General features: G+C 35.6%; 23 protein-coding genes. 2 read left to right on the top strand and 21 right to left on the bottom strand.

What is annotated here, in order from left to right; genetic code table 11:
* Window positions 1-6: 6 nt before the first annotated feature.
* Genes SMGD1_RS08505 through mqnP form a run of 4 tightly spaced genes read right to left on the bottom strand, consistent with a single transcriptional unit; the run spans window position 7 to window position 3078 of the window.
* Window positions 7-1176, bottom strand: coding sequence for an FtsW/RodA/SpoVE family cell cycle protein (locus tag SMGD1_RS08505; protein WP_008336598.1), 1170 nt, complete (start codon window positions 1174-1176; stop codon window positions 7-9).
* 11 nt (window positions 1177-1187) lie between these two features.
* The gene (locus SMGD1_RS08500) at window positions 1188-1709 is read right to left on the bottom strand and encodes a DUF6115 domain-containing protein (RefSeq protein WP_008336261.1); all 522 of its coding nucleotides are present in this window, start codon (window positions 1707-1709) and stop codon (window positions 1188-1190) included.
* Window positions 1706-2221, bottom strand: a complete 516-nt coding sequence (locus tag SMGD1_RS08495; protein ID WP_008341138.1) for a hypothetical protein — start codon at window positions 2219-2221, stop codon at window positions 1706-1708. Before SMGD1_RS08495 ends, SMGD1_RS08500 begins: the two co-directional genes overlap by 4 nt.
* Window positions 2218-3078: a menaquinone biosynthesis prenyltransferase MqnP gene (gene mqnP, locus SMGD1_RS08490; protein ID WP_008336740.1), complete on the bottom strand. Its 861-nt coding sequence runs from the start codon at window positions 3076-3078 to the stop codon at window positions 2218-2220. The genes SMGD1_RS08495 and mqnP overlap by 4 nt, the downstream gene beginning before the upstream one ends.
* A 67-nt stretch (window positions 3079-3145) precedes the next feature.
* Here mqnP and miaA point away from each other — a divergent pair, with 67 nt between their 5' ends.
* On the top strand, window positions 3146-4039 hold the full coding sequence (gene miaA, locus SMGD1_RS08485) for a tRNA (adenosine(37)-N6)-dimethylallyltransferase MiaA (RefSeq protein ID WP_008336166.1): 894 nt from the start codon (window positions 3146-3148) through the stop codon (window positions 4037-4039).
* On the top strand, window positions 4036-4470 hold the full coding sequence (locus SMGD1_RS08480; RefSeq protein ID WP_008335245.1) for a phospholipase D-like domain-containing protein: 435 nt from the start codon (window positions 4036-4038) through the stop codon (window positions 4468-4470). The genes miaA and SMGD1_RS08480 overlap by 4 nt, the downstream gene beginning before the upstream one ends.
* On the opposite strand, the gene SMGD1_RS08475 is transcribed toward SMGD1_RS08480, so the two are convergent.
* The 17 genes from SMGD1_RS08475 to SMGD1_RS08395 are packed head-to-tail and all read right to left on the bottom strand — an operon-like array spanning window position 4467 to window position 24288.
* The gene (locus SMGD1_RS08475) at window positions 4467-6842 is read right to left on the bottom strand and encodes a tetratricopeptide repeat protein (protein WP_008336290.1); all 2376 of its coding nucleotides are present in this window, start codon (window positions 6840-6842) and stop codon (window positions 4467-4469) included. The two genes, SMGD1_RS08480 and SMGD1_RS08475, sit on opposite strands and share 4 nt — an antisense overlap.
* A 38-nt stretch (window positions 6843-6880) precedes the next feature.
* The gene (gene nuoN / locus SMGD1_RS08470) at window positions 6881-8389 is read right to left on the bottom strand and encodes an NADH-quinone oxidoreductase subunit NuoN (protein WP_008336654.1); all 1509 of its coding nucleotides are present in this window, start codon (window positions 8387-8389) and stop codon (window positions 6881-6883) included.
* Window positions 8389-9942: an NADH-quinone oxidoreductase subunit M gene (locus SMGD1_RS08465; protein ID WP_008335477.1), complete on the bottom strand. Its 1554-nt coding sequence runs from the start codon at window positions 9940-9942 to the stop codon at window positions 8389-8391. The genes nuoN and SMGD1_RS08465 overlap by 1 nt, the downstream gene beginning before the upstream one ends.
* Before the next feature lie 3 nt (window positions 9943-9945).
* Window positions 9946-11868 (bottom strand): NADH-quinone oxidoreductase subunit L, encoded by a 1923-nt coding sequence (gene nuoL, locus SMGD1_RS08460; protein ID WP_008335783.1) that lies wholly within the window; start codon window positions 11866-11868, stop codon window positions 9946-9948.
* 4 nt (window positions 11869-11872) lie between these two features.
* Entirely contained in the window at window positions 11873-12181 is a 309-nt protein-coding gene (nuoK, locus tag SMGD1_RS08455) for an NADH-quinone oxidoreductase subunit NuoK (protein ID WP_008335729.1), read from the bottom strand.
* Window positions 12178-12753: an NADH-quinone oxidoreductase subunit J gene (locus tag SMGD1_RS08450; RefSeq protein ID WP_008336046.1), complete on the bottom strand. Its 576-nt coding sequence runs from the start codon at window positions 12751-12753 to the stop codon at window positions 12178-12180. Before SMGD1_RS08450 ends, nuoK begins: the two co-directional genes overlap by 4 nt.
* A gap of 11 nt (window positions 12754-12764) precedes the next feature.
* Window positions 12765-13379 carry an NADH-quinone oxidoreductase subunit NuoI gene (gene nuoI / locus SMGD1_RS08445; protein ID WP_008336039.1) on the bottom strand — a complete coding sequence of 205 codons (615 nt, stop codon included), beginning with the start codon at window positions 13377-13379 and terminating at the stop codon, window positions 12765-12767.
* 10 nt (window positions 13380-13389) lie between these two features.
* The gene (nuoH, locus tag SMGD1_RS08440; RefSeq protein ID WP_008336922.1) at window positions 13390-14376 is read right to left on the bottom strand and encodes an NADH-quinone oxidoreductase subunit NuoH; all 987 of its coding nucleotides are present in this window, start codon (window positions 14374-14376) and stop codon (window positions 13390-13392) included.
* 3 nt (window positions 14377-14379) lie between these two features.
* Window positions 14380-14796 (bottom strand): ferredoxin, encoded by a 417-nt coding sequence (locus tag SMGD1_RS14905; RefSeq protein ID WP_008336355.1) that lies wholly within the window; start codon window positions 14794-14796, stop codon window positions 14380-14382.
* A 19-nt stretch (window positions 14797-14815) separates the two neighbouring features.
* The gene (locus SMGD1_RS08430; RefSeq protein WP_008337016.1) at window positions 14816-16864 is read right to left on the bottom strand and encodes an NADH-quinone oxidoreductase subunit G; all 2049 of its coding nucleotides are present in this window, start codon (window positions 16862-16864) and stop codon (window positions 14816-14818) included.
* Window positions 16864-19107, bottom strand: a complete 2244-nt coding sequence (locus tag SMGD1_RS08425; RefSeq protein WP_008335084.1) for an NADH-quinone oxidoreductase subunit G — start codon at window positions 19105-19107, stop codon at window positions 16864-16866. The genes SMGD1_RS08430 and SMGD1_RS08425 overlap by 1 nt, the downstream gene beginning before the upstream one ends.
* A 13-nt stretch (window positions 19108-19120) precedes the next feature.
* Entirely contained in the window at window positions 19121-21115 is a 1995-nt protein-coding gene (locus SMGD1_RS08420) for an FAD-dependent oxidoreductase (protein WP_008336321.1), read from the bottom strand.
* A gap of 9 nt (window positions 21116-21124) precedes the next feature.
* Window positions 21125-21349 carry an NADH-ubiquinone oxidoreductase subunit E family protein gene (locus SMGD1_RS08415; RefSeq protein ID WP_039919907.1) on the bottom strand — a complete coding sequence of 75 codons (225 nt, stop codon included), beginning with the start codon at window positions 21347-21349 and terminating at the stop codon, window positions 21125-21127.
* Complete coding sequence (gene nuoD / locus SMGD1_RS08410; protein WP_008335452.1) at window positions 21349-22590, bottom strand: NADH dehydrogenase (quinone) subunit D; 1242 nt, start codon at window positions 22588-22590, stop codon at window positions 21349-21351. Before nuoD ends, SMGD1_RS08415 begins: the two co-directional genes overlap by 1 nt.
* An 11-nt stretch (window positions 22591-22601) precedes the next feature.
* The gene (locus SMGD1_RS08405; RefSeq protein ID WP_008336808.1) at window positions 22602-23408 is read right to left on the bottom strand and encodes an NADH-quinone oxidoreductase subunit C; all 807 of its coding nucleotides are present in this window, start codon (window positions 23406-23408) and stop codon (window positions 22602-22604) included.
* Complete coding sequence (locus tag SMGD1_RS08400; RefSeq protein ID WP_008334963.1) at window positions 23408-23917, bottom strand: NuoB/complex I 20 kDa subunit family protein; 510 nt, start codon at window positions 23915-23917, stop codon at window positions 23408-23410. The genes SMGD1_RS08405 and SMGD1_RS08400 overlap by 1 nt, the downstream gene beginning before the upstream one ends.
* A complete protein-coding gene (locus SMGD1_RS08395; protein WP_008336149.1) occupies window positions 23899-24288 on the bottom strand; it encodes an NAD(P)H-quinone oxidoreductase subunit 3 in 390 nt (129 codons plus the stop codon). Before SMGD1_RS08395 ends, SMGD1_RS08400 begins: the two co-directional genes overlap by 19 nt.
* Between the last annotated feature and the right edge of the window lie 139 nt (window positions 24289-24427).

Below are 24427 nucleotides of genomic sequence, written 5' to 3'. Positions count from 1 at the left end.
ACCATCCTATACTTGCTCCATCTTCGCTTTTTTTGAAGCCATTAGCACCATTCCAATAGCGATAGATGCTGCTATAATCGCAGACCCTCCATAACTAAGAAATGGAACTGAAATACCTTTAATAGGTGTAATCCCACTTATCCCATAAGCGTTAATCAAAAAGGCAAATGCCAGAAGTAATCCTACGCCTAAAGAAAAGAGGTACATACTTGTATCATCTGAGCGATTTGCAATTTTAAAAATTCTTTGGAGTATCCACATAAATAGTCCAACAACAAGCAATACACCTACAAAACCAAACTCTTCAGCTAATCCTGCTAAAACAAAATCCGTGTGAACTTCACTTAAGAACCCTAGTTTAAAAGTTCCACTTGCTAGTCCTGTACCAAACATTCCACCATTATTGATAGCATTTAGTGAGTGACCTATCTGATAAGGTTCAATCTCTGTTGGAACTCTTAATTTCTCTGCTATAGCTGCAGGAAAAAGCTCTAATACACTATTTTGTGCCAGTGCCCACCAAGATTTTATACGTATAATTCTATGTTCTGCTGTCATTATAAAAAATATAAAGAATAGCAACGTAATTGATAATAGTGAGAGGAAAAATCTAAAACTGCTACCTGCAAACATAAGCATAAAAAGAAGTGTCATCCCAAGAACAACAACCTGCCCTAAATCATTTTGAATAAAAGCTATCATAAACATAGCTCCGACGAAAACGAGCGCATATGGGATAAAACGTTTAAACTCTGCACCAATCCCCATACCGGCGTGATGACCTAATTTTCTAGAAAAACTCCAAGCTAGAAAATATACAAAACCAACTTTAAAAAACTCAACAGGAGCTAATGAAAAACCAAATACTTTTATCCATCTTTTTGCTCCACCAACCGCTGATACTAAAAATTCCGGTAAAAAAGGCATTGCGATCATCAGGATAGTTGAACCTATAAAGAGTGTAAAACCAATTGTATTTAGCCATTCATCAGGGTCTAGTTGTGCTAAAGACCACATAATTATTATTCCAATAAAACCAAATGCAGCTTGTCTGATTGCAAAATGAAACTCACTTACTCCAAAAAGCAGAGTTGTATATGCAGATAGTGAATAAGTAAGAACTGTACTTACTAAAATCAATATAGCTACTAATGTAAAGAGTTTTCTATCTGCCATTACAAAAGATCCTATTTGATTTTATTTATTTTTAGAACAAACTCAACTTCTGCTTTTGAGATATGCAACTCTTTTGAGATAGTCTCCAGCGAAACTCCTTGTTTAAAGAGTGAGATAATTTTTTCATCATCATTGCCATGAACTGATGTTGGAATAGATATCTGCTTAACACCACTCTCTAGAGATGCAATTCTTGAATTCATCTGCTCATCTATTGTTATTAGAGTCTCTTCAAGTCTCTTAACCCCTAGAGATAAAGGCTTAACCATATCGTATGTAGTTCTCTCTACCTCTTCATATATCTCTTCATCACTCATACGACTGCTGTTACTTTTGATACTTTTCTTAGTCTCTGTTAGTTCTTTTTTTAAGTAAAAAATCTCTCTATTTAAATCTTCAACTACAGATGCTACGGAACGAATATTTTTGTTAAACTCTGAGTCTTTTGTAAAAACATAATAAAGCAGATACAAAATCATAGCCGCCATTGCAACTACAATGTACTCTATATTTATTAGTTTAATGTCTATCATTTAGCTTTTGCCTCACGAATAAGGACTCTCTCTCTTGCCGTCAAATAAACACCCCACTCTTTCTCATCACGTTCATGTATTTTTATAATCTTTGCTAAGGACTTATCAACCGCCATAAAAAATATTGGAACATCTCTTTTTGGATGAACGGGCATCTCTACTCTCGCGTAATATTCCTTGCCTTCTTGCAAAACATCTTCACTAAGCTTAAAATGCTCAAAACCAATAGACTCTATCTCTGCTTTATTTGTAAGTGACAATCTTTTTGGAACTTCGTTTTTTAAAAACATCTCTAATGCATCTATTTTTCTGTGAAGCTCAACAACCAAGTTTAGTAAGACAGGGTCCGTATCTGAAGTCTCTCCTCTGCCCTTTGCAAGTTTAAGCCATTGGCTGATTGGATCATCATCGCTCTCACTCAACTGAGAATACTCTTTCAAATATGCCTCTTTATCAATATCGGTTTCGCTGTAGACTAAACTGATATGTGCTGAGACTAAGCGAGTACTCACGCGAGCACCTTATCTAAAATTATAAATACGAAGAATGCCACTCCAAGATAACCATTTACTGTGAAAAAAGCACGGTCAATCTGAGTAAAATCTTTTCTAACTATTTTATGTTCATATCCAAGCATCACAGCACTTAGTATTACAGCTGCATAAGCGAATATACCAAGTCCTGCTATCCAGACAAACAGCGCCCAAAAGATAACACTTAACATATGAAACAAAGATGATATAAAAAGTGTAGCATCTGCCCCATAACGAGAGGGAATAGAGTAAAGGTTATTCTCTTTGTCAAAATCTATATCTTGCAGGGAATATAACAAATCAAATCCGGCAACCCAAAAGATTACTCCAAGACTTAATATTACAGACCAAGCAGGAATGCTCGCCTGAACTGCAACAACTCCGGCAATAGGAGCGAGACCAAGAGATACACCTAGCACAATATGTGCAAGATGTGAAAATCTTTTAAAGTATGAGTAAGATCCAAGAACAAAAAGAATAGGAACACTAAGATAGAGCGCTAAATCATTTATCATGTATGCTATAGCTATAAATACAAAAGCATTTACAAGCACAAAAATCATAATACTTGTAGCGTCTAATCTACCATCTACATTTGGACGAGACTCGGTTCTTGGGTTCGCTGCATCTATATCTCTGTCCGCATATCGGTTAAGACCCATTGCAAAATTTCTTGCACTCACAGCCGCTAGAGCACCCATTATCAATAACCAAAAGCCAAACCATCCATCTGCTGCAACAATCATAGCTATGAATATAAAAGGAAGTGAAAAGATAGAGTGTTCGAACATTACAAGCTCGTTAAAGTCTTTTATTTTACTGATATATCTTTGCAACTTTACACCTTATTTTATAATTGGTCTTATTTTATCTAAAGTTGATTTAAAATGATATAATTTTGCTATGAATAAAGCTATAAAGCAACTTGCTATAATAGGACCGACAGCATCTGGGAAGAGTGATTTAGCTATAAAAACTGCTCTAAAAACAGATGCATATATACTTTCAATAGACTCTCTAAGCATCTATAAAGAGATTGATATCGTCTCTGCAAAACCTTCAAAAGAAGAGCTAAATCAAGTCAAACATTTTGGCATTGATGTACTAAATCCAGATGATTATTTTAGTGTAGATATTTTTATTGATTTATACAGAGATATAAAAAAACTGTGTGAAAAAGATGGTAAAAATCTAATCATTGTAGGCGGAACTTCTTTTTATCTAAAGTCACTTCTAAGTGGACTATCATCTATACCAAATATAGATGCCAATGTAACTTTAAAAGTAAAAAAAGAGCTACAAAACCTTCAAGAGTGCTATAAGTTATTGTCTGATGCAGACCCTGAGTATATGCAAAATATAAGCCAAAACGATGCTTACAGGATAGAAAAAGCGCTGCTAATTTACAGAGCTTCATCACTTACTCCAACTAAATGGTTCAAACAAAATCCTCCAAAACCAATCATTGAAAATCTTGATATATATAATATCGATGTTGATAGAGATGTACTTAGAGACAGAATCTCAAAAAGAACTCACAAGATGCTAAATATGGGTTTAATCGATGAAATATGCTACTTAGAACAAAAATATACAAGACTTCCTCATTCAATGGGTTCTATAGGGATAGTTGAAGTTTTAGAGTATCTAGATGGAAAGACTACACAGGAACAGATGTGTGAGCTCATCTCAACTCATACAGCACAACTAGCAAAGAGACAGCAAACTTTCAACCGTACACAGTTTGAAAATATAAGCTCTGCCAAATTAGAAGATCTAGAAAGAATACTCACATGAAACTATTTTTTATCCTACTGCTAAGCATTAATATATATGCCCAAAACACTCTCTATTTTTTTCCTCAAGATTCACTAGAAGCTACAAAAGATATTGAAAAATTAATTACAAATTCCAAAGAAAATATAGATATTGCAATGTACAATTTTGGACATAAAAAATTTGCTAAACTTTTAAATGAAGCACAAAAAAGAGGAGTTAATGTAAATGTTTTTTATGATAAAAAAGATGTAGATTTTAAAGATATTAAGAGCAAAAAAGTAGACAAAAAACTCCACACCAAAATAGCAATTTTTGATAAAAGAATTGTAGTTTTTGGAAGTCCAAATTGGACTAAAAAAAGCTTTAACAATAACTATGAAGTTTTATATATTACCGATGACAAGAAGCTAGTCTCTAAATTCAATGAATTTTTTAAAACTTTAGACTAGTCTTCTTTTGCACCCTCTGCTAATTTTGCCCATGCCGAGCTTGGATCTGCTTCTATCGACTCGTTATACGCAGCTTGAGACTCTTCACCTCTCCAAAGTTTCTCATAAATTGATCCTAAAAGATATTTCTGTCTAGATCTGTTAGCTTTAGAAAGTTCAACACTATCTAGTGATTTTATAACTTCCAGTGCTTTATTAAAATCCTCTTTATTGATGTATGCCTGGTACACAGAGAACTCTACAAATGGACTTTGTGCATTAGAAGATGAAGATTTTTGTATATTCATAATTTCCTGTCCATATTGAAGTACAAGATTATCATCATTTCTATCACTTCCAATAGCCATAACAGCAACATATCTCTCTATGTCTTTATAGCTGTTTTCATATACCTTTTGAACGTTTGCAATAGCTTCAATCATCTTATCTGCATTTTCCAATCTGCTATAAGTATCAAAAAGAACTCGATAAACATCTTTATACTCAAAACCCTTATCATCAGCTATCAGAGAAATAAGCTCCTCAGAAGCTTTAACAACATCACTATAATTTCCAGTCGCAAAATCAACTTTTATATAACGATATAGCCATTTTTTTCTCATATCTATATTATCTGACTTAAGGTTTTTACTTGCTGTTTCTTTTGCAAGTGAAAAGTCTGCACCTTTCATCGCACATGCATAAACACCATCATCCCACTTGTCAGATAGTTTAATAGAGTACTCACTAGATATTTTTAAAACACTATTACACTCTTTATTTTTTAGCGCAAGTTCCATTGCCCCTAATGCAGCATCATTAACTATAGTTTGCGTATCAGGGTAGGTGGTGGCATCAAGAGCAAGAAGTGAATCCTTAAATTCTAAAACATCATTGTACATGCCATTATCACACATAAGTTTTGCTTTTTCATATATTGCTCTTTTACCTATACTATCTTCGGCATAAGTATCTATAAGCTTATTATAGTCAACTATTTTTGTAGATACATTTGAATCACTCACATAAAAGAAGAGTGAGTCTTTTGCAACTTGTACCTCTGCATCATAAAGTCCATCAGGAAATTTTTTCAAATACTCATTTAAAGATGCTAAAGCTTCTTGTTTTTTTGGTGTTTTTGCAAGCCATATACCTATATTTTTAACTAATGATTCATACTCTTCATATTCTTCATCAGTTTCATTTACAATTGCTTGAGCAATAGCTGCAGCAGTTTCATATTCACCCTCATCTACAAAAGTTTCTATCAGCTCTAATGATTTTTTATATTTAGAAGCAAAAAAGCTTGGTTTTGCCTTAATTATCTTCATAGCATACATACTAGCTTCTGCTTTATTTGCTGTATTTATCTTGTAAAATGCCAATCTATATGCTGCAGTAGCTGCAATATCTATGTCGGCAGTTTCATTAAGAGCTTTTAAATAGTAGTCCAATGCCTTAGATGCGAGACCTGATTCTTCTAGCATCTCACCCTTGTATATATAACCCCACTTAGCGTATGGGGAATCTTCATGTTCACTAAATAATCTGTCAAAAAAGTAATCTGCCTGCCCGCTGATCCCTGAAAGAGAGTATGCTCTAGCTATCAGTGATAAAACTTCGGCCACATTGTCATCTGCTGAATACTCTCTGAGGTATACTTTTGATAGTTCAATTACTTCATCGTTTTTTTCTTCAAGTTTAGAGTTCACTCTTATTTTATAGTAGAGTAATTCTGCGTTAAAGAGTGATGATGGGTACTCTAGCATTACCTCGTCAATAAGTTCTAAACATTTCTCGTAGTTTTTCTCATCGTAATAACGTTTTATCTTTAAATAGTCACTTACGTCATTTACTTCCTGAATGTAAACAGGGTTACCCTGCATATCCAAGCTCCCAACATACGGCAGCTTATCTTTATCAAGCATAAATGGAAAGTTTATTGCTACATCTGATACTTCATGCTTTTTAATGTATGGTAATTCTTTGTTGTATCCTACTATCATCCAGTGTAGTGCAAGCTTTGCATTAGCTTCATATACGCTGTCATCTGCACTTAGATTAAATACAACAGGATATAGTTTCATGTTTTTATATGGAGTTATTATAATAAAAAATGTTTTATTCTTTATTTGAGTCTCTATTTTAAAAAAATCGTTTTGTAGTGTTTTAAGTTTTTTAGATGGAGATTTTGAAAATGCACAGATAATCTGTGTTATAACATCAAAGTCATTGCTCATCTCTTGGCATAAAAATTTATCTTTATCTTTTATATGAAGTGTTGAGTAATTTTCGAAGTTCTCTTTAGCCCCTTGAAGTGAAATATCAAGTGCTAAAAGAGATGTAGTAGAAACACTAGTGAGAAGCAGGAACGAGAGCATCCATTTAAACAAGTTCTCTTCCTTTTTCTCCCTAAATTTATAAGGTGTTATTAATATCCACTTTTAAATACTAAAGCAGTAATAAACTCTAGTACAGGGTTTATAGCTAGAAAAGCAAAAATAGTTCCCACAGCAGCAAAACCAATGATAGTTCTCAGTGGAGTTGTTGCATTTGCTACAAATACATGGCCGTCTTTATTGATTACAGGCTCTCTCATAAACATATAAACTATAAGTTTTAAGTAGTAGTAACCTGCTATTGCAGAGTTAAGTGCCATAATAAGAGCTAATACTGTATATCCACCTGTTACAGCAGAAGATATCATATATAGTTTACCCCAAAACAGTGCAAATGGAGGAAGACCAGCTAAACTTAGCATGAAAAGTCCCATGATTGTTGCAGCAACAGGTGCTGTTTGAATCATTCCAGAAAATTTATTATAACTATGGTCTGAACTTTGGTGGTCTGGAAGATGCTTCTGACGAGAAATCCAAAGCATACTAAATGCACCTAAGTTAGTAAAGCTAAATACAATCCAGTAGAGAAAAAGTGCACTGTTTGATTGAGTGGTACCTATTAAAATAGCAGCCATTACAAAACCAGCGTGTGAAATCGAACTATAAGCTAGCATTCTCTTTACATCTGTTTGAACAAGTGCCCAAATATTAGCCATTGTCATTGTTACAACAACAACTATATAAAGAACTATCTCTAACCAAACTACGCCACTGTGAATTAAAAATTCAAACATTCTCATAGCAACAATAAATACTGCTATTTTAGGGACAATAGACATAAATCCAGCTAGTGATGCAGAAGAACCTTCATAAACATCAGGCGCCCAAGTATGAAACGGCACTAGTGAAAGTTTAAACCCAAGTGCAGCTAAAACAAATACAACACCTACAAGAACAAAGCCCATATCAGCAAAACCATTTCCTCCTAATACTGCAGCGATTTGATTAATCTCTACAGAACCAGTCAGTGCATAAAATACCATTGCACCGAAACTAAAGAAACCAGCTGCTAATGCACCCATTGTAAAGTACTTTACTGCTGCTTCAAATGATTTATCGCGGTTATGCATTGCAATCATTGTGTATAGTGCTAAAGATGCTGTTTCTAATCCAACAAAGATTAAGATCAGGTTGTCTGTTGCAACCATAAACTGGAAACCACCAAGCATAAATAAGAATAGTGCGAAAAACTCTGGATAAGAGAATTCATGGAATCTTTTATGAGTTAATGCTAATGGAATAAATAGTAAAGATGCTCCAACAATAATTAATTGTGAAAGTATCGCTAAACCATCTATTAACATTACATCAAACACACCCATAATAGTGCCACCTGCAGTAAACTGACCTGCAGTCTCTGCAATAGCACCTAAGTCTAGTAGTAAGAAAAGAATACTTATCATTACATACAGAGTTTTATCTAAGCCACCTTTGATAATATCAATAACTAAGATTAATAACGCACCGATGATAGGAATCAACATTGGTGCAAGAGTCATTAAATTTAATGACTCCAATGAAACATTTACTGGCTCTAACATTAGTGTGCCTCCTGCGCTGAAGTTCTAGTAATCTTAACACCGTCTATAAGGTTAGGAATTCTAGATTTAGCTTCATCAGTTATAGATTTATCGTGCATTAGTTGAACAACTGACTCTACTGAGTTGTTAATCGGTCCTAATAATGGTTTAGGATAAATACCTAACCAAACTGTAATAATCACTAAAGGAACCAATGCGATAAGTTCTCTTTTGTTTACATCTGGAAGATTTCTATTTTTCTCATTTGTAACTTCACCAAAAAACATCTTTTTATAAGCTGCTAACATATAAATAGCACCAACAATAATAGCAAGACCTGCTAGAAGAGTTAAGATGTGTGATTGCTGATAGAATCCAAGAAGACTTAAAAACTCACCAACAAAGTTGATTGTAAGTGGAAGACCAACTGAAGCCATCATCATTATTCCAAAGATAGTTGCAAATCTTGGCATAACAGATGCTAGACCTCCAAACTCACTCATCATCTTAGTATGTCTTCTGTCATAGATAACACCTACAAGTAAGAACAGTGCCCCAGATACAACTCCGTGAGCAATCATTAAAAAGATTGAACCTGTGATACCTTCAACGTTAAGAGCGAATGTACCAAGAATGATAACACCCATGTGTGATACTGAAGAGTAAGCAACAACTTGTTTTACATCTTCTTGTGCGTATGCAACCATTGCTGTGTAAACAATCATGATAATAGCAAGAACTGCTATTGGGAACATGAAAAACACTGCAGCATCCGGGAACATTGGCAGTGAAAAACGGATAAACGCATACGTACCCATTTTAAGTAAAATCGCCGCTAGTATTACAGAACCGATAGTCGGTGCTTGACCGTGAGCATATGGTAACCATGTATGGAATGGAAACATTGGTACTTTGATTGCAAAACCAAAGAAAAATGCTACGAATAACCATAATTGGAAAGTCTCAGGTAAAATCAGACGATACCAATCTAAGATTGCGAAACTCCAAGTACCAGTTGCTTGGTAGTAGAAATATGCCATAAAAAGCATACCAACTAGCATTACTAGAGAACCTGTAAATGTATATAGGAAGAATTTTACTGAAGCGTAAATTCTAAGTGGTCCGCCCCACGCACCAATGATATATAACATCGGTACAAGAGATAACTCCCAAAACACATAAAACACGATAGCATCTAAAGCAACAAATACACCTACCATAGTCATCTGTAAAAACAGAAGTGTGATAATCATATTTTTTACATCTTTAGTATCAGTAAGTGAAGCTATACCGATTAATGTAAAGAATGCTGCTAGTATAATAATAAATAGTGAAATACCATCTACACCTAAAATATAGTTAATTCCAAATGACGGAATCAGTGGAAGTGTTTCTATAAACTGCATCCCAGATACATTTGAATCAAATGAGAACCATAACATTAAAGATAAAGCAAACTCAATGAATGCTACAGAAACACCATAAGCACGGATACTGTCTTTTTGAACTGCGAAGCCAAATATACCTGCTACAGCTGGAAAGAAAATTAAAATCGATAAAATATTATCTAACATCTATTAAACTCCTAAACCTGATAAAATTGCTTTAATTTCATCAGAATGTCTAACTGCTAGTCCAAAAACAACAGCTAGTGATAACAAGGCAACAGCACCTGCTACCATCCACTTAAGCATTGTAGATAAGTTACCACTCTGCATTGTTCTTGTACTTTCACCTGTTGCATAGAATATATTTGCTATTCCATCTACAGTTGCATCTACAACTTTCTGGTCAACCTGTTTCCATAAAACTGTAGATAGTTCTCTATATGGCTTCGTAAGATATTCTTCATAAAAATATGGAATATAGTACTGGTTAATTAGTAACTTATATTTAAAGCTATTTTCCATTTTACTTGTTCCGTCTGGGACTTTGATATCTTTGCTCATGTATTTTTTATATGCAAACGCAATAGAAAGAATAACAAATAGTTGAGTACCTATTGTCATAATCCAGTATGTTGCTGCTGAATGTACGTGATACTCTGTTCCTGGAAGAATCATTGTTACATAATCAAAATAAGTTCCTTTGAATGAACCTGCGATTATTGCTAAGATTAACAGTGGAGTCATTGCAACAAGCATAAACTTATAAGCTTCATGTGGATGAAAACCTAAAGCTGTGTGACGATCTTCACCATGGAAGATTAGAGCAATAATTCTAAATGAATAAAATGCTGTTAAACCGGCAGTAAGTAGTAAAACTGTGTAAATGATAAAGTGATGATCTACAAATGCAACCTCTAAGATTAAATCTTTTGAGAAGAAACCTGCAAGAGGAAAAATACCTGCAAGTGCAACAGAAGCAAGAGTCATAAGAACCATTGTACCCTTCATAGTCTTACCAAGACCACCCATCTTAAACGGATCAAGCTCATCATGCATTGCATGCATAACATTACCACCACCAAGAAATAGTAGTGCTTTAAAGAATGCGTGAGCCATAAGGTGGAAAAGTGCAACCCAGTAAGCACCAAGACCAGCTGCTGCGAACATATAACCTAACTGAGATAGAGTAGAGTAAGCGATAACTCTTTTTATATCACGATTAACAAGGGCCATTGTCGCTGCAAAGATTGCAACAAATGCTCCAAGGCTAGCGATAAAAAGACCAACATTTGGAATAAGACTGTATAACTCGTTTGAACGTACAACCAAGTATACACCAGCTGTTACCATTGTTGCTGCGTGAATAAGTGCCGATACTGGAGTAGGACCTTCCATCGCATCTGCAAGCCAAGTATGAAGTGGAAACTGAGCTGATTTACCCATTGCACCAATAAATAAGAAGATACCCATCCAAGTAAGTACATCAGTATCTAAACCTGGCATTGCTGCAAAAGCTTCGTGGTACTGAAGTGTACCAGTGTTCCAATAAACAAGAAAGATACCGATAAGCATACCAAGGTCAGCAATACGGTTCATAATGAACGCTTCATTAGCTGCCCAAGTAGCACTCTCTTTGTGGTACCAGAAACCGATTAGTCCCCATGAACATAGACCAACACCTTCCCAACCAATAAAAAGACCAGCAAAGTTATCACTCATTACAAGAACCATCATTGAAAAAACGAATGCTGATAACCAAGCAAAGAAACGGTTAAACCCTTTATCGTGATCCATATAACCTATAGCGTAAACGTGTACGACAGTCGAAACTAATGTAACAACCATCATCATAGTTACACTTACCTGATCAACTATAAAACCAAAAGGGATATAAAGATCACCAGTAGCCATCCATGTCATCATTTCTACTTGTACATGTTGCCCACTTGTAAGTACAAAAACTAAAAGTATTGTACTAGCTATAAGTGATAAACCAAGCAGAGCACTTGTAACTACACCAGTAACAAGTGTCTTTGGAGATGCACCAAACAGTGCAGCAAACATAGAGCCTACTAGTGGTGAAAATAGTGCTGTATATAGTAATATTTCCATATTTCTATCCTCTCATCGTTGACATTGAATCTAGGTCAATATTATTGTGGCGTTTATGCCAAACAACTAATAAACCAAGTCCTACAGCAACTTCTGAAGCAGCGATTGCAATTACAAAGAATGCAAACATCTGACCAGTAAGGTCACCGTAATAATGTGAAATCGCAGCAAAAGCAATATTTACAGAGTTTAGTAATATCTCAGTTGCGAAAAACAGCATTAGAAGGTTCTTTCTTCTCATTACACCTATTAAACCAATAGCGAATAAAATTGTAGAAAGTACAAGATAGTGGTTAAGTCCTATTTCCATCATGAAAGTACCTTTTTATTTATTTCTTTTTTCATATCTGTAATCTCAGCATCACTCATAAGAGTAAGAGATAGATCCATTTTCTTACCAGCTAAAACAATACCTGAAACCATAGCTACAAGTAACATAACTGCTGCAAGTTCAAAAGGAACTAAGTACTTGGTGAAAAGGACTATACCTATTTCTTGAGTATTTCCAGCACCTTCAGTCACAGGATAAAGAGCTGTAATATTGTCTCCAACAATTGGAGCGGCAAAAATTAAAACAACTAAAATTGCAGAGATAGTAGCTAAACCAGTAACAAGATACTTATTTCCATTTTTCTCTTTAACTTCTCTAGTTGTATCAAAAAACATCATACCAAATGCATAAAGGGCCATTACAGCACCAGAGTAAACTACGATCTGTACCGCACCTAAAAAGTCAGCACCCAGAATAAAGAAAAATGCTGATATAAAAATCATCCCTGCTGCTAATGCTGTAAGAGCATATAACGCCTGTGATGTTGTTACAGTAATGTAAAACATCGCTATAGTCAGAAAAGCAAACAAATAAAAAGCAATCGCTTCAAACATACCCAAACTCCTTAATATGAGAGAGGTGTTTTTTTAACACGCTCATCTTCATGTGGTGTGATAGCACCAAAACCTTCAAACTCAACTTGAGTTCCGGCCTTCATTTTATCCAGTGGTGTTAACATTGCTGCATAGTCAACAAAATGCTCTCTTTGATCAGATGCGTTTTCATACTCGCCACCATGAGTAATCGCTAACTCAGGACAAACTTCAGCACAATAGCCACAAAAAATACAACGACCAAGGTTAATTGTATATTCACTAACTTCTTTACGAGAATTTTCATCAATTTTTGTTTCCATTCTTATACAGTTAGAAATACAGATCTTCTCACAAAGTCCACAACCGATACATCTTTCAGCATCTGATTCCCATAGTCTTTTCATCTCATGCACTGCACGATATCTTGGACCTATTGGCATCTTCTCTTCTGGGTACTGTACAGTGTGAATATCAAATCTAATCATTTCACGCATAACAACCCAAAGACCAACAAATAGCTCGCCTCTGAATGTTCTCTTAACTGCTCTCTTAAACTTACCCCATGGGTCAGTCGGATAATCTTCAATGCCTACTAAAAAGTATTCATTAGAAAAATCTCTGTTATTAAATTGTTCATTTTTCATCATTACCCCCTTACATCAATACTATTGCAGTAATTAAGATGTTTAAAACTGCGATTGGCATTAATACTTTCCAACATAACCACATCAGTTGATCCGGTCTAACATCTGGCCAAGCAGCTCTTGTCCATAAGAAAAAGAAGAAGAAAAATGCCATTTTTCCAAGTAATCCTAGTGCACCAAGAAGACTTCCATCACCGTAACCACCTAAGAATAATAAAGGTATTACAAATGATATAAAGAACATATTTGCATACTCACCAATGAAGAAAAGTCCCCATCTCATACCAGAATACTCAGTACCAAAACCATCAATAATCTCATGATCATTAGCAATTAAATGGAATGGAGTACGACCTGTCTCAGCAAAAGCAGCTATCCAAAATAGAACAAATGCAACTGGTTGAGTCCATACAATCCAATCTGTAATTCCACCTGCTTGATACTCATTAAAATCAATAAGTGATAATGAGCCAACCATCATAATCGGAGCTAAGATAGATAATCCTGTAACAACCTCATAAGAGATAAATACAGCAGCAGCACGAGCAGAAGATAGTAAAGCGAACTTATTAGCTGAAGCCATACCACCAAGTAAAGGACCATAAAGACCAACACCCATGATTCCAAGAATATATAATATACCAATATTAATGTCCGCAACTATTGGATGAACTTCATATCCAAAAATCGTGAACGATGGTAAAAATGGAATCGCAGCAGCAGCCATAAATGCTGTAGCAGCAGTGATAACCGGTGCTATCTTAAAGATAGGAGCTACTACGTTAGTTGGGATAATATCCTCTTTTGTAAATAGTTTTACACCATCTGCCGCAACTTGTAATAATCCATAAGGACCGACATACATTGGTCCAAGACGACGCTGCATAAATGCAAGAATTTTACGTTCAAAGTAAGTTCCTATCCCCGCAAGTGCAGAAAATACAAGTAAAACTACAACGATTTTTATAACCGTTTCAATTAAATATGCTGTTTCCATATATTACACCTTTTCAATCGAAGCTGTAGCAAAGCGGTAACCGCTAAACAGAGCCTCTGAATTTATTTTAGAATCAAATGTTGGTAGAACTGCTATATTGCCAGCAATTTTATTATCACTCACTATATTAACAACAATTTCTCCATTACTACTCTTCACTCTCACACTATCCCCTTCATTTAGTTCTGATTCTGCTAAGAATTCTTCACTCATATAAAGACCGGCAATCTCATCAAGATTAGTAGCTTTATTTGTAAAATCTGTAAACTGTCTTACAGGATTTGCAAGATAAATTATTGTTCCCTCTAATTTATCTTCACTAAATGGTTCTACATTTTGATTAGTACTTCTTTTAATTTTTACATTTTCAAGAAGGTATCCTCTAACTTCTGTTCCATCATTTTCATAACGATTTGGCAAGTTGTCAAATTTTTCTGCTTTAAGCCCACTGCAGTTGGGAGAGATGATGTATAATCATTACATTCTCAGCATTCATTCCAAGCTCGTTAGCTATGTCATTTAACTCATAACCTTTATACACTAATGCAGCATTTGTAGGATTAACTCTCTTATTGATAGAAGTTAAAGTTCCCTCTTGCTGATTAATAGCCGGCATATCTAAGTCACAATCACCTAAAGCAGATAGAGTAAAATCTCCCTTTGTGTTGTAACCTATACTATATGAGCCTTTTTCATCATCTAGTTCACAGATAAGTGCCACACCTAAAGAGTTAGTTAGTGGAGGAATCATAGTAAGTTCGATATCACTACATTTTTCAACAAGACCAACTAATCTTGCAATATTTTTAGCATTTGGATGGTTGTAAAGGTCCGCTCCAACTACCATTGCAAAAGTATCTTTTTTACTTAGATTTTTGTTTAATGCGTCCATAAAATCGTCATCCGCACCTAAAATTTCTAAAAGACGGTTGTCATCAACTTGAACCTCTTTAGAAACTTTTTTAGGAACTACTTTAGATTTTTCTACTTCAACTTCTTCTTCTTCACCAGTTTCTTCATTTACTTTCATCTCTTTAACAATTTCAACTATTGTCTCTTTAATAGTCTCTTCAACTGTTATAGTTTTCTGGGAGTGAAAAGTCTCTAAGTACTCAACTACTTTCTTAGGTAGTTTTTCTTTATCTGCAAACAGGTCCAATATAAGATACAGAGCAGCTTCTTCTTGAAGTGGTGCATGTTTAACTGTTATGATGCTTTTACCAAGACCTTCAATAATTGGGTCTTGTAAAGGGTGGAAGTAAAGACCAGCACCTTTGTTTACAGTCATTGAGTTATTTAGTGCATACCTAGCATTTGGGTTGTCACTTTTTAGTGCAGTTCCTAAAGATATAACAAAGTTTGAATTATGAGTTGCTTTTAGGTCATTTCCGTAAAGCATAGTTCCACTTATTTCACTATAGTTACTCAAGAATGTTTGAAAAGACTTAGCCTCGTTATTTATAAGTTTATAACCATGCTTCTCTTTCAAAGTTTGAAGTACATACGCTTCTTCATTTGTAATAGTTGAAGTAAATTCAATTGTATCAGCCTTTTTGAAAGCTTCTATCGCAGATGCAAATGCAACTTCATCTTTAGCTTCAACTCTATTCTCATAATCAAATCCATATCTTCCTGCACCACAGAGTGAAACGTAGTTCCATTCATTCATAACACGGTAGATTTTATCTGTGTCATCAGATACGCTTGTGTGTTTAACATCGTAAGAGATTTGACATCCAGCAGAACAGTGACCACAAGTTGCAGGAACTTGATTAAGCTCCCATGCATTTGATTTATACATAAAGTGAGTATCAACTAAAGCACCAACTGGACAAACAGCAGCACACTCACCACAACTTGTACAATCAAGAACATCAGTTCCATTAGTTAAACCGATTACTGACTTGTTAAGCTTATTCCACATTGCATAAGCATCTTTAGGCATTGTGTTTTTAAACTCTTCGTCTAGTGCATCTGCTCCACGAGGAATAGTTTTTAAAGAGTTGTCACCTATCATATCTTTACATGCAGTAGCACATCTTTCACAAACTATACATAAGCCTGGATCGTAGTGAAGATGACCCCAGTCATGAGAACTTCTATTTACATCTTTAACTGTATAGCTCTGTGAATCTACACCCATTTCTAGCGTATAGTTTTGTAATTCACACTCACCAGATTGATCACAAACACCACATTGAAGAGGATGATTTACATCATACACTTCCATGATAGCACGGCGTTCTTTTTCAATATTTTCAGTTTTAGTTGTTATATTCATACCATCTTTGCTTTTCGCATTACAAGCATAAACCTGTTTGCCATCAGCTTCAACAAGACATATACGACAAGCAAGTGTCGGACTACATCTTGTTAAGTAACATATGGCTGGTATGAAGATATCGTTAGCACGAGCAGCGTTGAGAATAAACTCACCCTCTTGTGTTTCGACATCTTTACCATCAATATTTATAGTAATTTTACTCATTATACTACTCTCACTATTTTGGATTTTTCAAATCTATATCTACTAGCATCTACCACATCATCAAATGTAGGATTTAATGCTATTGTCCCTTTTAGCTCACTATCAAGTTTAAACTCTCTTATTACAGACTTAGATCCAAAAGTAATTTCAATTTTGTCTCCATCAGAGATTTTTGCAGCTGCTGCGAATTGAGCTGAACCTCTAAGTGTACAGTCACGCTCTAGTTGTGCAGCCTGATTTGTGTAAGCGTTAAACTGTAGAACTGGGTTTGCATGATATATAATTGTACCATTGAATTCTGGTAAATCATCAATTTCATCAAGTTTACCATTAGTATCGCATGTTACTTCATCAAGTAAGTAACCTCTATTATCATCACCATAAGGAGATAGATAGTTTTCTAAGTCATCAAAACCTATATTTTTAAAACCAGCACTTTGCTTTAACTCTTTAGTATAATCAATTGTGTTAGCACTACTAACTCCACAAGCTGAAGCAACATCATTTAGTGAGTAACCATCAAAGCTAACAGCAACATTTGTTGGAAGTACTTTGTTATCTACATTAACAAAAGTTCCCTCTTGCTGGTTTAGAGATGGTACTGCTAAATTTGCAAATGGCAGTGATGAGATAATAAAATTACCTTTTGCGTTGTAACCTACTACATCAATTATATCTTCATCAATATCTAAATCACATATCAGAGATGCACCAAGAGTATTTACTTCACTTGGAACAACTACCAAAGAAAACGAACTATATTTCTCTATCATAGCTGCAAGTTTTGCAATATTTTCTGAACGATCATGCGCTATTAGGTCATTACCTACTATCAATACATGATTTTTTGCTCTCGAAAATGACTTCATCATTTGAGCTATCTCTTCATCACCGATATTACTCTCAGCAGCAAGATAACCTAAATCTAAGTCGTTAAAAAATGCTCTCTCATCATCAGAAAGATCAGCACTACCAATAATTGCGTTTGCTAAAAGTGCCATTACACCTTCTTCTGTACCAACTTCATATTTCATAAGTTGAGTAACAGTGTTTTGCATTAGGGCATCTTCCATCGGATGAGCATAAACTATTCTAGCACCATTATGTTTAGCTGCTGTTGTAAGAGCATATCTCACAGCAGGATTGTCAGTAGAAATTCTACTTCCAATCACTATTGCAGCATCTGATTGCTTGATTGCATCTAGAGAACCACTATGGTGTAATTTTCCACTTACACTGCTATATGATTTCATAAACTCTTGAAATTTTCTTGCATCTTCGTTAAATAACTTAATATCAAACTTCTTTTTTAAAAGTTGTAAGATATGAGCTTCTTCATTTGTAATCATTGAAGAAAAACGAATAGCTTTTGCTTCTTTTAGGGCTTCAACAGCTTTATGAAATGCTGATTCATCTCTAGTCTCTTTGTTATCAAAGTCAAAACCAAAACGACCCGCGCCACAAAGCGATGTATACTCAAAGTTATTTTTTACTCTATAAATAGCATCATTACCATTGATTCCTGAATGTCTTGTTTCATACTCTAAAGAACAACCTGCAGAACAGTGAGCACATGTAGCAGGTACACGACTAAGCTCCCAAGCATTTGCACTATATTTAAAGTTTGAACTCACTAATGCACCAACCGGACATACCGCAATACACTCTCCACAGAAAGTACAATCAAGAACATCCGAATTTTTAGGAATTATTGTTGAACTATATCCACCAAATTGAACATCAATAGCATCGTCACCGATTACTTCATTACATACATGAACACACTTCTCACATAGAATACATAGAGATGGGTCATAATTAATCAATCCCCAATCTTTAATCTCACGTGATTGATCACGAGCAGAAAAGTTTTGTCTGCCAACATTAAACTCTAAAGTTTTATTTTGTAGATCACACTCACCAGACTTGTCACAAACACCACACTCTAATGGATGATTAACATCATAAAGCTTCATAATATTTGTACGTTCAGCCTCTAACTCTGCTGTATTAGTTGTAATCTCTATACCCTCAGTTGGAGGAGTATTACAAGAAAGTACAAAACCTTCAACTCCCTCAGCCTCTACCACACACATACGACAAGATGCACATGGTGTAGTTTTAGAGATATAACACATTGTCGGGATGTAGATATCATTTTTACGAGCTACTGTTAAAATAGTCTCGCCTTTTTTAGCTTCTACAGAGATACCGTCAATTTTAAAACTAATTAAATCACTCATATATCCCCCTCCCTTATGTTGCTATCATTGCGATGTAGTAACAACGCATACAGCGATCAGCTTCATTCATCGCTTCTTCTTGTGTGAAACCTAAGTTAACTTCTCTGTTGTTATCTTTACGAACATCAACCCCAAGTTTCTCACTCTCTTGTCTTGGCAAGCCAGGTAGCCAACCTTCAACTTTCTCTTTCTTATCATAAACCTTTAGTTTACGAAGATGATCTTCCATAATCTCATCATCAGTAAGAGATATTTCACCAGTTTGCATGAATCTTGACATAACAGATGCGCCACGCTTAGCTTGACCAACTGCATTAACAATAGTCATCGGACCATATTCACAATCTCCAGATGCAAAAATACCTCTGCGAGATGTCATATAGTCTTTACCATTTGTCTTAATAGTTCCCCAAGATGTCATTTCCATTTCCCACTCTTTAGGCAAAAGAGCAAGATCTGCTGACTGAGAAACTGCCGGTATTAAGAAATCCGTTTCTATAGTATAAGAAGCACCTTCGACTTTTTCTAAACTAGGACGTCCACCATCTGGATCTGGTACTAATTCAAATTTATCAATAAGAAGTGATTTTAAAACATTATTTTCATCAACCATAGTATTTACAGCTGAGTGGAAAAGGAATTCAACACCCTCTTCTACTGCTTCATGATACTCTTCATAGGTCGTATTTCTGATGATTGTTTGCTCATCACGACGGTAAATCATATAAACTTTTTTAGCATTTGCTCTAATTGAACAACGAACAACATCCATAGATGTAAATCCTCCACCAACACAAACAACTGTCTTACCTGTTAAGTCTACTGCTTCACCAATTTCATACTTATCCCAAAGATTGATCTGATCTAACATCTCGATAGCTGACCAGTAACCTTCGATTTCAGGTCTTTCATTATCACAATGAACTTTTTTTGAGATACGAGTACCTGTTGCAACCATAGTTGCATCATACTCAGCTTCAAATCTTCTCATATCATCTGCATTGATTTTAGTGTTAGTTATAAAATTAACACCCATATCTCTTACACATTCTATGTCTTGATTGTATTTGTCAATCGGCATTCTATATTCAGGAACTCCAACTGCAACTTCACCGCCAAGAACTGGAAGCTCTTCAAAAACATCAACCTGAGTCCCCTCAGCAGCAAGATAATAAGCTGTAGTTAAACCTGCAGGACCTGCACCGATAACTGCAACTTTTTTACCATTGCTTGGTTGTTTTTCCATTGGATGAAAAAAACCAAAACCATGATCTGTTTCATAATCTGCACCAAGACGCTTAAGCTCCATGATAGCAATAGGCTCATCAAGATTTGTTCTTCTACAAGCATCTTCACATGGGTGAGGACAAACACGTCCACAAACATGAGCTAAAGGCATTGTTTGACGAGTTGCTTGAAGAGAATCATCAAATCTTAAATCTCTTACACCCTCTATATATCCTGGGATGTCAACATGTGCAGGACACATATCAGTACAAGGTGCTGTAATTTTTGCAATATAACCAACTTCATCGTTATAGTGTTTAGACGGTTTTTGATTGTTTATACAATCCATAAACTCATCTTCAAAATGAGTCATTAAATCAATAATAGGATTTGGAACAGTTTTACCAATCTCACATTTTGAAGTGATTTGCATACTTTTACCGATCTCTTTTAAGTGGTCCATATCAGCTATAGCACCTTCACCACGAGCAATCTTATCTAGTTGGTCATATAGAATACGTCCACCCCATCTTCCAGGTGCACATCTTCCACAAGCTTCTGAGTACACTTGGTACTGCGCAGCATATTCCATAGCTAAACGGATTACGTCAACGTCCTCATTGAACAGTGAAACACCATCCCAGCCGATAAAGGCTTTTGAGTCACGATGATCATCGTAAGTTGCAGGTAGATTATAAGCTGATTCTTCCCACTCTTCTTGAGGTTTGCCGACGTTATTGACCAGCTCACCATTCCAAGTAGAAAAATATACTTTACTCAAAATTAATTCCTAACCTTTTTTTGCTACGATAGTCCAATCGACTTCGTTAAACTTTAAAGAGTTCATCAACTCATAACCACACTCTTTTACTAAATCTGCTGATTTTTGAATCGGAGTAAAATCTCCAATTTCAAATAAAAAGATTGCTACTTCGCCTGCACTGTGAGTTCCAAGAATTTCTTTCATTCTAGGTTCGAACTCAGTTTTTAAGTGTCTTAAATCATATCTTTTCATTATCTATCTACCTCACCAAATACAATATTTGTAGTACCAATAATCGATACAACATCCGGGATATAGTGTCCAGGAAGTAAGTCAGTTAAAATACCTGTATGCCAGAAAGACGGAGCGCGAAGCTTCAGTCTGTATGGGTATGGTCCACCTTGAGAGTTAATAAAGAAACCTAGCTCACCTTTTGGTGATTCAGTTGCTACATAAACTTCTCCAACAGGAGGTCTCATACCTTGTGTTACAAGTACAAAGTGCTGCATTAAAGAGTAATTTTGTGTCATGATATCAAGCTTTGGAGCTGATACATATTTTGGAGCGTGAGCCATTAGCTCAGTTTCTCCATTTTTAACACACTCTTGATACATATCTATTGTTTGATAAAGAATCTTCGCAGTTTCTCTCATCTCTTCCATATAGATACGGTAACGAGCGAAGTTATCGCCCTTGTCTGACCAAGGAACATTGAACTCTACTTCATCATATAACTCATACGGCTCTTCTTTACGAATATCCCAAGCTACACCAGATGCACGAAGCATAGGACCAGTACAGCCCCATGATAGTGCCATCTCAGTAGAGATAGTACCAACCTCTTCCATTCTCATTAACCAAATACGGTTAGTGTCAAGAAGATCTTCATAATCTTTAATGTTTTGAGGTAACTTGTCTAAGAAAGTTTTCAACTGAGAGATAAAACTGTCTTGGACATCTAAAGGTACACCACCGATGCGAATAGCAGCATGTGTAAGTCTAGCTCCACAATAACCTTCGATTATGTCCATCAGATATTCTCTTTCACGGAATGCGAATAGAAAAACTGTCATCGCACCGATATCCAGAGCAGTAGTTGCTAACCAGAAAAGGTGAGACATAAGACGGTTAATCTCTAGAAGCATCATACGAATAACTTTTGCACGACGAGGAACTTCTAAACCGATAAGCTTCTCAACTGATAGAGCAAATCCATAGTTGTTTGAAGATGAAGCAATATAATCCATACGGTCAGTTGTCGGCATAAATTCATTGTAAATCATGTTCTCAGCCATCTTCTCCATACCACGGTGAAGGTACCCAATATCAGGATGAGCCTTTACTATTTGCTCTTGTTGAAGGTGAAGCATTAAACGTAACTGACCGTGAGCAGATGGATGCTGAGGACCAAAGTTTAGGATAAGTTCATTGTCATCTCTATCAAAAGTGATATTTTCAAAAAACGGTGTTAATCTATTTTTTATTTGTGCCATATTTTACCACCTTATCTTTGCGGATCATCAATAACAACTGATGACTTTTTATCTAATTTTTTAATCAAGAACACACCACTATCTTCTTGGTAGTTTTTCTCTACTCTTGGCTCATTTCCTGTAATCTCTGTTCCTTTAGGTACTTCATGTCCTAAACGAGCAAATCTTTGTGAGTCATAACGGTCAATTCTTGCAGTGTCACGAATTTCAGGTCCAATCTCTTCTCTAGCTTCTTTTCCATAGATCTTATCAACTTCATACCAAGCAGCAAACTCATCACCTTGAAGTGGGTAAGTTTTAAGAAGAGGATGTCCTTGCCAATCATAAGGCATAAGGATTCTTTTCATAAATGGGTGTCCGTTAGCTTCGATGCCGAACATGTCAAACATCTCTCTTTCAGACCAATCAGCAGAACGGAAAAGTTTCTCTACAGAGTTTACAGCCTGTCCATTTTCTATGAAAAGCTTAATACGGATACGCTTGCGTTTAGCCATGCTTAACATTTGGTAGAAAATTTCAAATCCACCTCTATCTGCTAGCCAGTCTATAGCACTCATCTCAGAAAGCTGAGAATAACCTAGTTCATCTCTCATAAGCTCTAAAACACCATAGTTGTCTTTAGCGTTGATATAAACTACCATTTGCTCTACTTGGATGTAAGCATCTAGTACTTCAAATTTTGCTTTAATAGCCTCTAAATCAGCATTAAATACTTCATCACTCTCAGGTGCATGTTTAGCAACTTGAGGAGATTTATAGAATCTGTCTGTGTAATACGGCTTTGCCTGTACATCATCTTTAGGTGTATATGCTCTCATTACATTAACCTTTTTGCTTTTTGTGCTTTAGACGCGTGGTTAGCACGAATCTTTTGCTGTAATAACATAACTCCGTACTGAAGTGTCTCAGGACGAGGTGCACAACCAGGAAGATATAAATCAACAGGAATAATTCTATCAACACCTTGAACAGTTGCATAAGTGTTAAACATACCGCCCGTATTTGCACATGAACCCATAGATATAACCCATCTAGGCTCAGTCATTTGGTCGTAAAGTCTTTTGATAAATTCTGCATGTTTCTTTGTAAGAGTTCCAGCAACGATCATAACATCTGCTTGACGAGGAGATGCTCTAAAGATTGTTCCAAAACGGTCAAAGTCATATCTTGACGCACCAGATGCCATCATCTCAATACCACAACAAGCAAGACCGTAAGTAAGTGCCCAAAGTGAGTTTGAACGACCCCAGTTAACGATTTTGTCTATACTTGTAAGTGCTACAGGTAAGCCGGCGTTTTGTGTATAATTTACTTTATGTTGTGCCATTCAAGTGCTCCTTTTTTCCATGCATATACGAATCCAATTGTTAACAGTAATATAAACATTAACATCTCAGCAAAACCAAACCAACCTAATAGCTTAAAGTCTACCGCCCATGGAAACATAAAAATAATCTCTACATCAAATAGTAGAAAAAGTAACGCAAATAGATAAAACTGTGGTGATATTCTATTTGGTTGTCTAGTTACCTCTGGTCCACATTCGTAAACTGAGAGTCTAATCTTTTCACTATCTTTTGCTGCCAAAGCGCGACTCGCTAAACGAGCAATGATAGTCGTAGCTGTGAATGCACCAAATGTTACAACAAATAGTACGAATACCCCAAAATACGGATTTGCAGTGCTAATATGCTCCATATAACCTACCTTTAAATAATTTTTTCATTGTTTTCAAGCATTATCCTAGAAAAAACAGTTAATGCACTATATCAAAAAGAGTATTAAATTTACGAGGCTAGAAGGTGAAGAATTTTATAATGTCACCAAACGCTACATG

It is taken from the genome of Sulfurimonas gotlandica GD1 (assembly GCF_000242915.1).
Lineage (GTDB): Bacteria > Campylobacterota > Campylobacteria > Campylobacterales > Sulfurimonadaceae > Sulfurimonas > Sulfurimonas gotlandica.
The sequence above is the reverse complement of the archived record's forward strand: the minus strand, read 5'-3'. Positions and strand labels throughout refer to the sequence as shown.